Source organism: Methylocystis sp. ATCC 49242 (assembly GCF_000188155.2).
Classification (GTDB): domain Bacteria; phylum Pseudomonadota; class Alphaproteobacteria; order Rhizobiales; family Beijerinckiaceae; genus Methylocystis.
This window is the reverse complement of the sequence record NZ_KE124774.1, coordinates 2,909,836-2,924,486: the sequence shown is the minus strand read 5'-3', so window position 1 is coordinate 2,924,486 and position 14,651 is coordinate 2,909,836. Positions and strand designations below refer to the sequence as shown.

Sequence of the window (14,651 nt, the reverse complement as noted above, 5' to 3'; positions counted from 1 at the left end):
CCGAGTCAACTAGCCATGCCGTTATCCGCCATGCCCGGCGTTGATCGATCAGACCATGATCGAGTCCAGCATGACGCCGCCCGCCATATTCGACCGACTTCGGCCCGATCGAGCCATCTGTGATCAGGATGAGGCGCCGGATGCCAAACAGCCGGAAAATGCAGCGTGGAAGGCATCCCGCGTAATAACGTTCGATTTGCAAAATCTATCGAACCGCACGAACGCCAAAAAGATTCACCCGGCCCGGTGCTGCGTCCAGCAAAACGTAGAACGCTCCGGCCAAAGTGGCGTGAAAAAAGTGAAGGCCCCGTCGCCTGAGGCGCACGGGGCCGATTTGCTTCCTCTAGGGAAACGTATCTGGGATTTTTCCAGCTTCACATGGGTCGCCCGCTACTTGGCCTTCGTGGCGGGCTGTCCTCAGTCATGGAGAGAATATTTGAGCGGTTCGGAATTTGTCAGGCAGCGCTGAGCCTGGCTTTCCGACTTGACCGGAACCAAACGCCGGTCAAACGATCTGACCCGGTGGCGTCATGCTCCTCTCGCAACATCGTTGCTTCGGCCTCGCCGGTGACAGGGGAGTCCAACGGCGGTTCCTGATACCGCGTCCGCATCGAGGTCCCGCCCGAGCGGCCCTGCCTTCGGTCTCCAACCGGGGGAGGCAGGTGCGATATAAGAAAAGGATGAACCCGCTTTCGATTCTGGTCAAGTGACAAGTTGAAGCAGGCGCGCCCAATTCGTGAGCACGAATTTTGTCGCTTGCGCGAGTATTGATCAACGTATATAGATATCTTTATGTCTCATGTGAGGATTGAATGATCGGCCCCAACACCACCTTACGGCTGGAGCCGGCGATTGCGGCGCTCAACGCCGCCGGCGAAGAGACGCGGCTGCGCCTGCTCGCGCTTCTTGCGCAGTCGGAGCTCACTGTCAGCGAAGTCGTCACGATCCTCGGCCAGTCGCAGCCGCGCGTGTCGCGCCATCTCAAGCTCCTTGTCGAGGCCGGCCTCGTCGAGCGCCGTCGCGAGGGGGCCTGGGCGTTTTTCCGGCTCTCCCCGGCCGGCGGCGCCGGCGCGCTCGCCCGCGACATCGTCGCCTGGCTCGACCAGCATGATTCGATCCTTTCCGAGGATCAGGCGCGTCTCGCCGAGGTGCGCCACGCCCGCGCCGAAAACGCGGCCCGATATTTCGCCGCCCACGCCGCCGAATGGGACGACATCCGCTCCCTGCATGTGCCGGAGGCGCTGGTCGAGGAGGCGATGCGGGACGCCGTCGGCGACAGGCCCGTCCGCTGCGTCGTCGATCTCGGCGCCGGGGCGGGCCGCATGCTCGAGCTTTTTGCCCCGCTCGCCGAGCGCGCCATCGGCGTCGATCTCTCCTCGGCCATGCTCGCCGTCGCGCGCGGGCGGCTCGAGGAAACCGGCCTGCGCAATGTTCAGCTGCGCCAGGGCGACATCTATGCGCTGCCCATCGAGCGCAATTCGGTCGATCTCGCGATCATGCATCAGGTGCTGCATTATCTCGACGATCCCGCGCGCGCGCTGCGCGAGGCGGCGCGCGTGCTCGCGCCCGGCGGCCGACTGCTCGTTGTCGACTTCGCGCCTCACAACGAGGAAGCGCTGCGCGACAAGCACGCCCATCGCCGCCTCGGCTTTTCGGAGAGCGAGATCGTCGGGCTTCTTCGCCAGGCGGGGCTGGAGACGATTCTCCACCGCGAGCTCGCGCCGGACGCGAAGGAGGGCGCCAAGCTCACCGTGTCTCTCTGGCTCGCGCGCGACCCGCGCGTCATTGCCGATCCCGTTCCTGCTTCTTCCTACGAGACCGCCTGATGTTCAACGCGCTCCATCCCACCGCGACCCGGGGTCGCTTCAACATCTCCTATGAATTCTTCCCGCCGAAGACGCCGGAGATGGAGACGCAGCTCTGGGAGACCGTGAAGCGGCTCGCCGCGCTCAATCCGCATTTCGTCTCCGTCACCTATGGCGCCGGCGGCTCGACGCGCGAGCGCACCCATCACATCGTCACGCGCATCGCCCGCGAGACGCAGATGAAGCCCGCCGCGCATCTGACCTGCGTCTCCTCCTCGAAGGAAGAGACGGATGAAATTCTGCGCGGCTATTGGGACGCGGGCGTCCGTCACATCGTCGCCCTGCGCGGCGATCCGCCGACGGGCGTCGGCACGAAATTCGAGGCGAACCCCAATGGCTACGCCTCGTCTTCCGATCTCGTGCGCGGTATTCGCCGTCTGCATGATTTCGAGATTTCAGTTTCGACCTATCCCGAAGGCCATCCAGAAAGCGCCTCGATCGAGCAGGATCTCGACGCGCTGGAGTCGAAGATCGACGCGGGGGCGACGCGCGCCATCACGCAATTCTTCTTCGACAACGACATCTACTTCCGGTTTCTCGACAGGGCGCGCGCGCGGGGAATCACGATTCCCATCGTCCCCGGCATCATGCCGATCCGCAATTTCCGGCAGGTTGCCGGCTTTGCGCAAAAGGCCGGCGCGAGCGTGCCGCGTTGGGTCGCCGAGCGTTTCGAGGGTCTCGACGAGGATCCAGAGACACGCGCGCTCGTCGCGGCGACCACCGCGGTCGAGCAGGTGATGGGCCTCGCCCGCGCCGGCGTCAATGAATTTCACTTTTACACCAACAACCGCGCAGATCTCGTTTTCGCCATTTGCCATCTGCTCGGCGTTCGTCCCGTTCGCGAGAAAGTAGACGCATGACCCTCGACAAAGCTTACGGACCCAGGATTCTCAAGGCGCTCGAAGAAGCGGCGTCGAGCCGCATCCTCATCCTCGACGGCGCCATGGGCACGATGATCCAGCGCCACAAATTCGAGGAAAGCGATTTCCGCGGCGAGCGCTTCAGGGATCACCCGAAGGATCTGCGCGGCAACAATGACCTCCTGATCCTCACGCAGCCCGAGGCGATCAAGGCGATCCATATCCAGTATCTCGAGGCCGGCGCCGACATCATCGAGACCAACACCTTCTCCTCGACGACGATCGCGCAGGCCGACTATGGCCTCGAGCATCTCGCCTTCGAGCTCAATCGCGAAGGCGCGAAACTCGCGCGCGCGGCGGCCGATGAAGTCGCGGCGAAGACCGGCGTGCGCCGCTTCGTCGCCGGATCGATGGGTCCGACGAACCGCACCGCCTCCATTTCGCCGGACGTGTCGAATCCCGGCTTCCGCGCCGTTACTTTCGACGAGCTGCGCGCCGCCTATAGGGAAGCCGCGCTCGGCCTCATCGACGGCGGCGCCGACATCATGCTCGTCGAGACGATCTTCGACACGCTGAACGCCAAGGCGGCGATCTATGCGCTCGAAGACGCCTTCGACGAAGTCGGCACGCGCTTCCCCATCATGATCTCCGGCACGATCACCGATCTCTCGGGCCGCACGCTTTCTGGTCAGACCTCGGTCGCCTTCTGGAATTCGCTCGCCCACGCCAAGCCGTTTTCGATTGGCTTCAACTGCGCGCTGGGCGCCCGCGAGATGCGTCAGCATATTGCGGAGATCGGCCGTATCGCCGATACGCGCGTCTGCGCCTTCCCGAACGCCGGCCTGCCGAATGAATTCGGCCTCTATGACGAGAGCCCCGAATATATGGCGGAGCTCGTCGGCGAATTCGCCTCGGCCGGGCTCGTCAATATTCTCGGCGGCTGCTGCGGCACGACACCCGATCACATCGGCGCCATCGCGCAGAAGGTGAAGGGCATGAAGCCGCGCGTCGTGCCGAAGATCGAGCCGATGCTGCGCCTCTCGGGCCTCGAGCCCTTCGCGCTGACGAAGGACATTCCCTTCGTCAATGTCGGCGAACGCACCAATGTCACGGGCTCGGCCAAGTTCCGCAAGCTCATCACCAATGGCGATTACACGGCGGCGCTCGACGTCGCGCGCGATCAGGTCGCCAATGGCGCGCAGGTCATCGACGTCAACATGGACGAGGGCCTGCTCGATTCGCAGCAGGCGATGATCGACTTCCTGAACCTGCTTGCAGCGGAGCCCGACATCGCCCGCGTGCCGGTGATGGTCGACTCGTCCAAGTTCGAGGTGATCGAGGCGGGCCTGAAATGCCTGCAGGGCAAGGGCGTCGTCAACTCTATCTCGCTGAAGGAAGGCGAGGAGAAGTTCATTCAAGAGGCCCAGAAGGTCCGCCGCTACGGCGCCGCTGTCGTCGTCATGGCCTTTGATGAAACAGGCCAGGCCGATACGCTCGCCCGCAAGACGGAGATCTGCGCGCGCGCCTACAAGATACTCACTGAACAGGTCGGCTTCCCGCCGCAGGACATCATCTTCGACCCGAACATTTTCGCGGTGGCGACGGGCATCGAGGAGCATGAGAATTACGGCGTCGATTTCATCGAGGCCGCGCGCGTCATCAAGCGCGAACTGCCCTACGCCCATGTCTCGGGCGGCGTATCGAACCTCTCCTTCTCCTTCCGCGGCAACGAACCCGTGCGCGAGGCGATGCACTCCGTGTTCCTCTACCACGCCATTCAGGCGGGTATGGACATGGGCATCGTCAACGCCGGCCAGCTCGCGGTCTATGCGGAGATCGATCCCGAGCTGCGCGAACTTTGCGAAGACGTGGTGCTGAACCGCCGCAAGGACGCGACCGAGCGACTCGTCGAGGCCGCGGAGAAATTCAAGGGCGGCGGCGCGAAAACCCAGGAGAAGGACGCCGCGTGGCGCGAGCACAGCGTCGAGAAGCGTCTCGAATATGCGCTGGTGAATGGCGTCACGGATTATATCGAGGCGGATGTGGAAGAGGCGCGTCAGCGCTCGTCGCGTCCGCTCGACGTGATCGAAGGTCCGCTGATGGACGGCATGAATGTCGTCGGCGACCTCTTCGGACAGGGCAAGATGTTCCTGCCGCAGGTCGTGAAGTCCGCTCGCGTGATGAAGCAGGCCGTGGCCTATCTCATGCCGTTCATGGAGGCCGACAAGAGCGAGCGCTCCACCGCCGGCAAGATCCTGCTCGCCACGGTGAAGGGCGACGTTCACGACATCGGCAAGAACATCGTCGGGGTCGTTCTCGGCTGCAACAATTTCGAGGTGATCGACCTCGGCGTCATGACGCCGGCTGCGAAGATTCTCGAAACCGCCAAGAAGGAGAAGGTCGACCTCATCGGCCTCTCCGGCCTCATCACGCCCTCGCTCGACGAGATGTGCTTCGTCGCCGCCGAACTCGAGCGCGAGGGGCTCGACATGCCGCTGCTCATCGGCGGGGCGACGACGAGCCGCGTGCACACCGCGGTGAAGATCAACCCGAATTATCGTCGCGGGCAGGCTGTTTATGTCACCGACGCGAGCCGCGCGGTCGGCGTGGCGCAGGCGCTCGTCTCCGAAAAGACGCGCGGCGACTATATCGCCGAGACGCGCGCGGAATATGAGCGCGTCGCGGAAGCGCATGCGCGCGCGCAGGCCGAGAAGCAGCGCGTCACGCTCGCGCAGGCGCGGGCCAATCACTACAGGATCGATTGGTCCGCTTTCGAGCCGGCGAAGCCGAGCTTCTTCGGCGCGCGCGCATTCGCGAGCTATGACGTTGGGGAGCTCGTTCCCTATATCGACTGGACGCCCTTCTTCCAGACATGGGAGTTCAAGGGCCGCTATCCAGCGCTGCTCGACGATCCCGAGCGCGGCGAAGCGGCGCGCCAGCTTTATGACGACGCGCAGGCGATGCTGAAGCGCATCGTCGACGAACGCTGGTTCACGCCGAAAGCGGTCATCGGCTTCTGGCCGGCGAACGCCGTCGGCGACGACATTGCGCTTTACAACGGCGAGTCCCGCAACGAGGAAATCGCGACCTTCTTCACGCTGCGCCAGCAGCTCGGCAAGCGCGACGGCAAGGCGAATATCGCGCTTGCCGATTTCGTCGCGCCGAAGGAGAGCGGCAAGGGCGATTATGTCGGCGCCTTCGTCGTCACCGCCGGCGCGGAGGAGGAGAAGATTTCCGCACGCTACGCCCGCGCCAATGACGACTATGGTTCGATCATGGTGAAGGCGCTCGCGGACCGCATCGCGGAGGCTTTCGCCGAGCGCATGCACGAGCGCGTGCGGCGCGAGTTCTGGGGCTATGCGAAAGAGGAAGCCTTGGCGCCGAATGAACTCATCAACGAGCCTTACGCCGGCATTCGTCCCGCGCCGGGCTATCCGGCGCAACCCGATCATACGGAAAAGGAGACGCTGTTCCGGCTGCTCGACGTCGAGAAGCGCACGGGCGTGAAGCTCACCGAGAGTTTCGCCATGACCCCGGCGGCGTCGGTCAGCGGGCTCTATCTCGCGAATCCTAAGGCGCATTATTTCGGCGTCGCCAAGGTCGAGCGCGATCAGGTCGAGGATTACGCGCGGCGCAAGGGCATGGCCGTTTCGGAAGTGGAGCGCTGGCTGGCGCCGATCCTTAATTACGAGCCGGCGACTGCAGAAGCCGCCGAGTAACGAAAAACGGCGCCGCGACACGCTCGCGGCGCCGTTCGACCTGCCGAGGACGCGACCGCGCAACTCATACGGTTTATGAATAGTTAGCTGGAAATTGGCGCTCGACAGTGTTCGCGCACAATTATGTGGATTTGTCAGAAGCGCAGCGATTCAAGGCGCTTATCGATCCATTCAATGAATTGTTAACGAAGCGCCGCCGGCCGCGCTTCTAAAAGAACTCTTAAAATATTCGTCGAATCGCGCGCAATTCGTACACAGGCCGCATACGCTGTCGACAGTCGTCGATTCCAATTGCTCCGCTTTCGCCTTTAACTCCCTCCATGAACTTTGAGCGCGTTCATGAGGAACACGCCATTTCAGGAATGGACTGTTGGGGGTTAGGATGATTACCGACGCGCATTCGCAAAAGCCGCAGCAGAAGAAATCATTTGGCGCCGACGAGTCCGGCAATGTCGGCATGGTTTTCGGCCTCGGCCTCGTCCCCGTCATGTTCATGCTCGGCGCCACGGCGGATTACACGCGTTACGCCACGACGCGTTCGGCCTTGCGGCAAGCCACCGACGTGGCGGTGCTGACAGTCGCCTCGAAGCTGACCGCGACCACGACCGACGCGCAGGCGAAGGCCCAGGCGCAGGTCATTCTCAACGCGCAACCCCGCATGTCGACGGCGAGCATCACGACCGCCTCCATCGCGACCACGAAGCAGACGTTCTGCGCGACCTCGGAGGTCACGATCCAGAATTCCTTCATGCAGATGGCGCGCGTAACGTCGCTGACGCCGAGCGTGACGTCCTGCGCCGATCTCGCCTGGGGCGCCAATCCCAACGCGACATATGAAGTCGCGCTCGTCGTCGACAATTCGGGCTCGATGTTGTCGAGCGACGGCAGCGTGACGAAAATTTCCGCATTGAAGACCGCCGCCAAGAGCTTCGTTGATACGATGTTCGCCAAGGCGCCCGACCGCGTGCAGTTCTCGGTCACGCCTTTCGCCGGCGCGGTCGTCGCGGTCGATCCGACGGTCGCGGCCAATCGCACGCTGCCCTGGATCGACACAGAGGGCGACAATTCGCAGCACTGGCTCGTCTTCGGCAATGGCAGCCTGACGCCGTCGACGGCCAAGGCCGCCGCGGCGGCGCAGGGCTTCAACAACCGTTTCGACATTTTCAATAAGCTCAAGCAGCGCAACAGCGCCATGGATTGGCGCGGCTGCTTCGAGGCGCCCGCCTATCCGAAAAATGTGCAGGACATCGTCGTGTCGTCGAGCGATCCGGAGACGCAGTTCGTGCCTTATCTCGCGCCGGACGAGCCGAGCGGATACGACAACAACAATTATATCGACGACAATGGCGGCGTCACGACCAGGACCTATTACGGTTCGACGACCACCTACACCTGCTCCGACACAGCGAGCGGCAGCTGGAGCAAGCTGACGCATGTCTGCAAATACAAGCCGACCGCGGCGAAGAGCGGCAATTATGGTCCGACGAGCTTCTTTGGGCCAAACGCCTTCTGCCCCGACCATACGACCCAGAGACTGCTGCAACTGACCACGTCGCAGACGACGATCAAGAACAAGATCGACCAGCTGGTGGCGAACGGCAACACCAACCTGCAGGAAGGCTTCATGTGGGGATGGCGCACCATTTCCCCCAACGGTCCCTTCGCCGCTGGCCGGCCCTACGCCACGTCCAACAACCGCAAGGTCATGGTTTTCATGACCGATGGCTTCAACCATTGGGGCGCCTATCCCAACACTGTCGTCGGCTCGGATTACGAAGCGCTCGGCTACTACACTTACAACGGCGAGAAGAACCTGCGGCTGCCGGACGGCTCCAGGGGCGATCGCGTCGATTACCAGAACGCGCTGAAGGCGGCGAGGAACTCCAATTCGAGCTATCTCGCGACGGCTCGCGACGCCCAGGATGAACTGACGCTGCAGGCCTGCACGAACGCCAAGAACGCCGGCGTCGAAGTCTTCACCATCGGCTTCTCGACCTCGACGGACCCGATCGACGCGCAGGGCCTCGAATTGCTGAAAAGCTGTGCGACGAATGTCGATCACTATTTCGCGGTCGAAAACGCCAATCAGCTCAACGCGGCCTTCTCCTCGATCGGAATCGGCCTCGGCAAGCTGCGCCTCTCTCAGTAATCAATGCAACCGGAGTAACGCCCATGAAAAAATTTCTGCTGCTGTCCCTGTTTCTTGCCGCCTTCGCTGTCCCGGTCGCCCCGGCTTTTGCCGACGATCACTACTGGGATAACGGCCACGGAAACGACGATTACAGCGCCCCTGTCGATGAAGGCAGCGACGGCCATTCGGGCAGCGAAGCCCAGTAACATGGCGGTCGCCGCCTGGTGTCTCTCACCTCCGGTTGATTTTTGAATACACGGGATGGCGAGCGAGCAATGGCGGCTTGATTGAAAAACAACCTTGCATTTCGGAAACGGCGCGCCTCCTTCGCGGGGCGCGCCGCATTTTTTCGGCGCTCGCCGCAGTTGAAGCAAAAGCAGCGCTCTCTTAATGTGACGGCTCGCCAAGCCGTCGCCGCCCGCGAAGATCGCGTCTTTGCTGGATTTTCGGCGATTTTGCACGATCGCCGGGGCCTATGCATGACGCGCCTTGATTCCGTCCGCCGCCACTCACCCGTTTCACTCGCCGCCTGGGCGGCTGTCTTTGCGCTGGCGCTTTACGCGCTCTACACGCTCGCCACCGTGCGCGGCGAACCCGTCAACGCCATGTGGCTCGTCACGGCGGCGATCGGCGTCTACGCCATCGGCTATCGTTTCTATTCGCGTTTCATCGCCGACACGGTGCTCGGGCTCGACCCCGCGCGGCGCACGCCCGCGCATCGGCGCAACGACGGTCTCGATTATGTGCCGACCGACAAATGGGTTCTGTTCGGCCATCATTTCGCGGCCATCGCCGGCGCCGGCCCGCTCGTCGGCCCCGTGCTCGCGGCGCAGATGGGCTATCTTCCGGGAACGCTGTGGCTGCTGACCGGCGTCATCTTCGCGGGAGCGGTGCAGGACTTTCTCGTTCTCTTCATTTCGACGCGCCGAGACGGGCGCTCGCTCGGCGATTTGATCAAGACCGAGATGGGGCCGATTCCCGGCGTCGTCGCCATGATCGGCATTCTGTCGATAATGATCATTCTGCTCGCGGTGCTCGCGCTCGTCGTCGTCAAGGCGCTCGCCGACAGCCCCTGGGGCGCCTTCACCGTTTTCGCGACGCTTCCCATCGCCGTCTTCATGGGCGTCTATGGCCGCTACATCCGTCCGCATCGCATCGGCGAAATGTCGATCATCGGCTTCGCGCTGCTGCTCCTGAGCATCGCCTTTGGCCGCACGGTCGCGGAGAGCGCGACGCTCGCGCCCCTGTTTACGTATCGGGGCGAGACGCTCGCCTTCATGCTCATCGGCTATGGATTCGTCGCTTCCGTTCTTCCGGTATGGCTGCTGCTTGCGCCGCGCGACTATCTGTCGACATTCCTCAAGATCGGCACGATCATGTCGCTCGCGCTCGGCATTTTCATCGTCTGGCCCGATTTGCGGATGCCGCCTGTGAGCCGCTTCATCGATGGCACGGGTCCGGTATTCGCCGGCAGCGTCTTCCCCTTCCTTTTCATCACCATCGCCTGCGGCGCAGTGTCGGGTTTTCACGCGCTCGTCTCTTCCGGCACGACGCCGAAGATGATCGCCGACGAAACGCAGACGCGCTTCATCGGCTATGGCGCGATGCTGATGGAGAGCTTCGTCGCCGTCATGGCGCTGATCGCCGCGAGCGTGCTGGAGCCCGGCGTCTATTTCGCCATGAACAGCGCGCCCGCCGTCATCGGCGCGACGCCAGAGGCCGCGGCTGCGGCGATCTCCTCATGGGGCTTTGCGGTTTCGCCGGAAACATTGTCGGGCGTTGCGGCGGAAGTCGGCGAGAAGACCATTCTCTCGCGCACAGGCGGCGCGCCGACGCTCGCCGTCGGCATGGCGCATATTCTCTCCAAGGTCGTCGGCGGCTCGACGGCCATGTCCTTCTGGTATCATTTCGCGATCCTGTTCGAGGCGCTGTTCATCCTCACCACGATCGACGCCGGCACGCGCGTCGCGCGCTTCATGATTCAGGATCTCGTCGGAACTTTCATTCCGTCCTTCCGTCACACCCAGGCGTGGACGCCCAATCTCGTCGCGACAGGCGTCGCCGTCACCGGCTGGGGCTATTTCCTTTATCAGGGCGTCATCGATCCATTGGGCGGCATCAACACGCTCTGGCCGCTCTTCGGCATCGCCAATCAGATGCTCGCAGCCATCGCTCTGACGCTCTGCGTCGTCGTGCTGTTCCGCATGAAGCGCGAACGCTACGCCTTCGTCGCCATCGTCCCGGCGACATGGCTCTACATCTGCACCATGACGGCGGGGCTGGAGAAAATCTTCCATGACGATCCGCGCATCGGCTTCCTCGCTCACGCAAGGAAATTCGCCGCGGCGGCGGACAAGGAGCAGCTGCTCGCGCCGGCGAAGACGCTTTCCGAAATGCAGCGCGTGATCTTCAACGACTACATCGACGCCAGTCTCTGCGCGATCTACATCGCGCTCGTGCTCGCCATGCTCGGCTTCGCGCTCGCCGCCATTCGCCACGCCCGCGCCTGCGACGTCGTCACCACCCGGGAGACGGAAGATGAAATGTTGCAGCCTGCCCGTGCTTGATCTCGCGCGGCTCGCCGGAAAGCTGCGCGACGGCGCGCGGCTGATGGTGGGGCAGGGCGACTATGACGCCTATGTCGCCCATGTCCGCGCACGCCACGACGGCCAGCCGGTCATGACGCGCGAGGAGTTTTTCCGCGCGCGGGAAAATGCGCGTTTCGGCGTGGACGGAGAACGCGCGTTCCGGTGCTGCTGACGGATCGTCGTCGCGCACGCGTTCGACCCTCCCCCTCGAGGGAAGGGTGGGGTAAGCTGGCGCATGTCCCTCGCTCATCCGCCCGAAACGCGTGAAGCGCTCCTCGCGCTGCTCGACTGGTATGTCGAGAGCGGCGCCGATTTCGCGCTCGACGACTCGCCGCACGACCGCTACGCCGACAGTGCGCGGGCGCCGACAGCGGTTTCCGAGCCGCCGCCGCCCTCCCGGGCCGTCGAACGCGGCGAGCCACGGGCGCCGTTGACGCCCGCGCCGCGGCGCGCCCGTCCCGAGACGCTGATCGCCCCTCCCGATGAAGCCGCCCGCGCCGCCGAGGCGACGGCGGCGGCCGCGCGCGATCTCGATGATCTCGCCGCCCGCCTCGCGGATTTTCCCCATGCGCCGTTTCGCGACATGGCGCGGCATTTCCTGTTCGGCGCGGGGGCGCCGGGCGCGCGGCTGATGGCCTTCGACGCCGCGCCGGGCGCGACGGAGGAATCCGGCGGAGCGGCGTTCAGCGGCGAGCGCGCGAAGCTTCTGGACAATATGCTCGCGGCGATCGGCCTTGATCGCGGGAGCGCGCGTCTCGCCTATGTCTCGCCCTGGCGGCCGCCTGGGGACAAGGCGCTGACGCCGCAGGAAATGGCGGTCTTCGCGCCTTTCGCGCGCCGTCATGTGGAGCTCGCGCGGCCCGAGGTTCTGCTGCTCTTCGGCGAGGCACCGGCGCGGATCATGCTGGAGACGGGCGAGCCGCTCGCGAAGCTGCGCGGCAAATGTTTCGATGTCCGCTGCGGCGATCACGCCGCGCGCGCATTTGTTTTTTCGAGCCTCGACGCGATGCTGAAAAGCGCGGGCCTCAAGCCCGCCGCGTGGCGTGATTTGCGCGCGGCGGCGGCTCTCTTGCGAAGCTGATCAGCCGCTCGCCCACCGCCTCCTTCACGGAGGAGGGACGAAAACTACTCCGCCGCCTCGCCTTCCTTCACGCCGCCGAAGCGGCGCACGACATAATCGTCGACGATGCGGGTGAATTCCTCGGCGATGCCCTCGCCGCGCAGCGTCATCGCCTTCTTGCCGTCGATGAACACCGGCGCCGCCGGCGTCTCGCCGGTGCCGGGAAGCGAAATGCCGATGTCGGCGTGTTTCGACTCGCCGGGGCCGTTCACGATGCAGCCCATCACCGCGACATTGAGCGACTCGACGCCCGGATATTGCGCGCGCCAGACGGGCATGCGCTCGCGAATATGCTCCTGAATGTCGCGGGCGAGCTCCTGGAATACGGTCGATGTGGTGCGGCCGCAGCCCGGGCAGGCGGCGACGAGCGGCACGAAGGTGCGGAAACCCATCGTCTGCAGGATTTCCTGCGCCACGCGCACCTCGAGCGAACGGTCGCCGCCGGGCTCGGGCGTCAGCGAGACGCGGATCGTGTCGCCAATGCCGTCCTGCAGCAGCACGCCGAGCGCGGAGGCCGAGGCGACGACGCCCTTTGTGCCCATGCCGGCTTCGGTCAGGCCCAGATGCAGCGCATAATCGCTGCGCGCCGCCAGCATGCGATAGACGGCGATGAGGTCCTGCACGGCCGAGACCTTGGCGGAGATCACGATGCGGTTCTTCGGCAGGCCGATCTCCTCGGCCCGGGCGGCGGAGATCAGCGCCGAACGGGCCAGAGCCTCGCGCGTCACCGCGCGCGCGTCGATCGGCCGGTCGGAGGCGGCGTTGATGTCCATGAGATGCGTCAGCAGCTCCTGGTCGAGCGAGCCCCAGTTGGCGCCGATGCGCACGGCCTTGTCGTGCTTCGCCGCAAGCTCCACGATTGCGCCGAACTGCCTGTCCTTCTTGTCCTTGAAGCCGACATTGCCGGGATTGATGCGATATTTGGCCAGCGCCTCGGCGCAGGCCGGATGATCGGCGAGAAGCTTGTGGCCAATGTAGTGAAAGTCGCCGACGAGCGGGACGTTGATTCCCTTCCGGTCCAGCTTCTCGCGAATGTGCGGCACGGCCGCCGCCGCCTCGTCGCGGTCGACGGTGATGCGGACGAGCTCCGAGCCCGCCTGCGCCAGCGCCGTCACCTGCGCCACGGTCGACTCGATGTCGGCCGTGTCGGTGTTGGTCATGGACTGCACGACGATGGGTGCGTCCCCGCCGACGGTGACAGCTCCGGCGCCAGTCCCGATGGTCACGGCGCAGGTGCGCTTGCGCGCGGCGGGCTCGGCGGAAACGGGGTCGGGCAGGCGGGTCTCGGGGGCGTCGGTCGTAACGCTGTCGTTCATGGCTCTCGTCACGGCTCCATTGCGAATTTCGCACTAGGTCGCGCGGAATGGGCCGCGGGTCAAGCTCGGACAGCCGACAGCGTCGCCGGCTCAGCCCATCTTCCGGCGCGGATCGTAGGGATGGACGTCCCGCAGCTCCCGCATCTTCGCCTCGAAATCGGCGCCCGTTGTTTCGGGCAGCATGATCTTCAGCGACACATAGAGGTCGCCCGCAATCTTGCCCTCCGAGGCCGGCAGGCCCTTGCCCCGCAGACGGAGCACGCGCCCGCCGTTGGAGCCCGGGGGCACGGCGAGCTCCACCTTGCCGTCAAGCGTGGGCGTCTGCACCCGCGCGCCGAGCGCCGCCTCGTAGACAGTGACGGGCAGCTCCAGCCGCAGGTCGCGGCCATCGACCTTGAAGGAGGGGTGCGCGGCGACCTTCACCGTCACAAGCGCGTCGCCCGGCTCTCCGCCGCGCGCGCCGGGCTGGCCCTGGCCGCGCAGGCGGATCTGCTGGCCGTCGTCGACGCCGGCGGGAATTTTCACCTCCAGCGTGCGGCCGCTCGGCAGGATGACCCGCGCCGCGCCGCCATGGGCGACGGTCTCCAGCGGCACGGTGGCTGTCGCCACGACGTCCTCGCCGCGTGTCGGCGCCGCGCGCCGGCCGCGCCCGCCGAAGAGATCGGCGAAGAGGTCGGCGGGATCGAAACCGCCGCCGCCGGCACCCGGTCCGCCGCCGCCGAAATTGAATTCGAAATGCTGCTCGCCGCCGGAGCCTGCGCCGCCGCGCCAGCCGCGCGAGAATCCGCCCGGCCCGGCGCCCGCGCCGAAGCCCTCGAAGCCGCGCGGCTTGCCGTCCGCGCCGATTTCGCCGCGGTCGAACTGGGCCTTCTTCTTCTCGTCGCCGACGATCTCATAGGCCGAATTGATCTCCGCGAAGCGCTCCTTCGCCTTGACGTCGTCCTTGTTTCGGTCGGGGTGATACTTTTTAGCGAGCTGGCGATAGGCCTTTTTGATGTCGGCGGGACTCGCCGATTTGGATACGCCTAGAACGTCATAAGGATCGCGCATGT

General features: G+C 64.7%; 11 protein-coding genes. 9 read left to right on the top strand and 2 right to left on the bottom strand.

All coding sequences use genetic code 11. The features are described 5' to 3' along the window. Positions 1-55 precede the first annotated feature (55 nt). The 9 genes from MET49242_RS16280 (at position 56) to MET49242_RS16245 (ending at position 12,244) form a co-directional block, all read left to right on the top strand. Complete coding sequence (locus MET49242_RS16280; protein WP_144259665.1) at positions 56-469, top strand: hypothetical protein; 414 nt, start codon at positions 56-58, stop codon at positions 467-469. 343 nt (positions 470-812) lie between these two features. Continuing rightward, on the top strand, positions 813-1,826 hold the full coding sequence (locus tag MET49242_RS16275) for a metalloregulator ArsR/SmtB family transcription factor (protein WP_036284363.1): 1,014 nt from the start codon (positions 813-815) through the stop codon (positions 1,824-1,826). Then, positions 1,826-2,725: a methylenetetrahydrofolate reductase [NAD(P)H] gene (gene metF, locus MET49242_RS16270; protein ID WP_036284359.1), complete on the top strand. Its 900-nt coding sequence runs from the start codon at positions 1,826-1,828 to the stop codon at positions 2,723-2,725. Before MET49242_RS16275 ends, metF begins: the two co-directional genes overlap by 1 nt. Continuing rightward, positions 2,722-6,444, top strand: coding sequence for a methionine synthase (gene metH / locus MET49242_RS16265; protein ID WP_036284358.1), 3,723 nt, complete (start codon positions 2,722-2,724; stop codon positions 6,442-6,444). Before metF ends, metH begins: the two co-directional genes overlap by 4 nt. Positions 6,445-6,826: 382 nt before the next feature. After that, positions 6,827-8,593: a TadE/TadG family type IV pilus assembly protein gene (locus tag MET49242_RS16260; RefSeq protein WP_036284355.1), complete on the top strand. Its 1,767-nt coding sequence runs from the start codon at positions 6,827-6,829 to the stop codon at positions 8,591-8,593. Positions 8,594-8,616: 23 nt separating this feature from the next. Further along, positions 8,617-8,781: a hypothetical protein gene (locus MET49242_RS25575; protein ID WP_158497313.1), complete on the top strand. Its 165-nt coding sequence runs from the start codon at positions 8,617-8,619 to the stop codon at positions 8,779-8,781. Positions 8,782-9,054: 273 nt separating this feature from the next. Further along, positions 9,055-11,142 (top strand): carbon starvation CstA family protein, encoded by a 2,088-nt coding sequence (locus MET49242_RS16255; RefSeq protein ID WP_036288423.1) that lies wholly within the window; start codon positions 9,055-9,057, stop codon positions 11,140-11,142. Continuing rightward, complete coding sequence (locus MET49242_RS16250; protein WP_036284353.1) at positions 11,114-11,335, top strand: YbdD/YjiX family protein; 222 nt, start codon at positions 11,114-11,116, stop codon at positions 11,333-11,335. Before MET49242_RS16255 ends, MET49242_RS16250 begins: the two co-directional genes overlap by 29 nt. A gap of 63 nt (positions 11,336-11,398) precedes the next feature. Next, positions 11,399-12,244 carry a uracil-DNA glycosylase gene (locus tag MET49242_RS16245; protein WP_036284351.1) on the top strand — a complete coding sequence of 282 codons (846 nt, stop codon included), beginning with the start codon at positions 11,399-11,401 and terminating at the stop codon, positions 12,242-12,244. 44 nt (positions 12,245-12,288) lie between these two features. On the opposite strand, the gene ispG is transcribed toward MET49242_RS16245, so the two are convergent. Next, positions 12,289-13,599: a flavodoxin-dependent (E)-4-hydroxy-3-methylbut-2-enyl-diphosphate synthase gene (gene ispG / locus MET49242_RS16240; protein ID WP_036284349.1), complete on the bottom strand. Its 1,311-nt coding sequence runs from the start codon at positions 13,597-13,599 to the stop codon at positions 12,289-12,291. Positions 13,600-13,689: 90 nt separating this feature from the next. After that, positions 13,690-14,649: a DnaJ C-terminal domain-containing protein gene (locus MET49242_RS16235; protein ID WP_036288420.1), complete on the bottom strand. Its 960-nt coding sequence runs from the start codon at positions 14,647-14,649 to the stop codon at positions 13,690-13,692. Positions 14,650-14,651 lie beyond the last annotated feature (2 nt).

What these genes read in the sequence shown, in the direction of transcription:
- MET49242_RS16280 (WP_144259665.1), top strand. Translation starts at nt 56, where the DNA reads ATGATCGAGTCCAGCATGACGCCGCCCGCCATATTCGACCGACTTCGG.
- MET49242_RS16275 (WP_036284363.1), top strand. Translation starts at nt 813, where the DNA reads ATGATCGGCCCCAACACCACCTTACGGCTGGAGCCGGCGATTGCGGCG.
- metF (WP_036284359.1), top strand. Translation starts at nt 1,826, where the DNA reads ATGTTCAACGCGCTCCATCCCACCGCGACCCGGGGTCGCTTCAACATC.
- metH (WP_036284358.1), top strand. Translation starts at nt 2,722, where the DNA reads ATGACCCTCGACAAAGCTTACGGACCCAGGATTCTCAAGGCGCTCGAA.
- MET49242_RS16260 (WP_036284355.1), top strand. Translation starts at nt 6,827, where the DNA reads ATGATTACCGACGCGCATTCGCAAAAGCCGCAGCAGAAGAAATCATTT.
- MET49242_RS25575 (WP_158497313.1), top strand. Translation starts at nt 8,617, where the DNA reads ATGAAAAAATTTCTGCTGCTGTCCCTGTTTCTTGCCGCCTTCGCTGTC.
- MET49242_RS16255 (WP_036288423.1), top strand. Translation starts at nt 9,055, where the DNA reads ATGACGCGCCTTGATTCCGTCCGCCGCCACTCACCCGTTTCACTCGCC.
- MET49242_RS16250 (WP_036284353.1), top strand. Translation starts at nt 11,114, where the DNA reads ATGAAATGTTGCAGCCTGCCCGTGCTTGATCTCGCGCGGCTCGCCGGA.
- MET49242_RS16245 (WP_036284351.1), top strand. Translation starts at nt 11,399, where the DNA reads ATGTCCCTCGCTCATCCGCCCGAAACGCGTGAAGCGCTCCTCGCGCTG.
- ispG (WP_036284349.1), bottom strand. Translation starts at nt 13,599, where the DNA reads ATGAACGACAGCGTTACGACCGACGCCCCCGAGACCCGCCTGCCCGAC.
- MET49242_RS16235 (WP_036288420.1), bottom strand. Translation starts at nt 14,649, where the DNA reads ATGCGCGATCCTTATGACGTTCTAGGCGTATCCAAATCGGCGAGTCCC.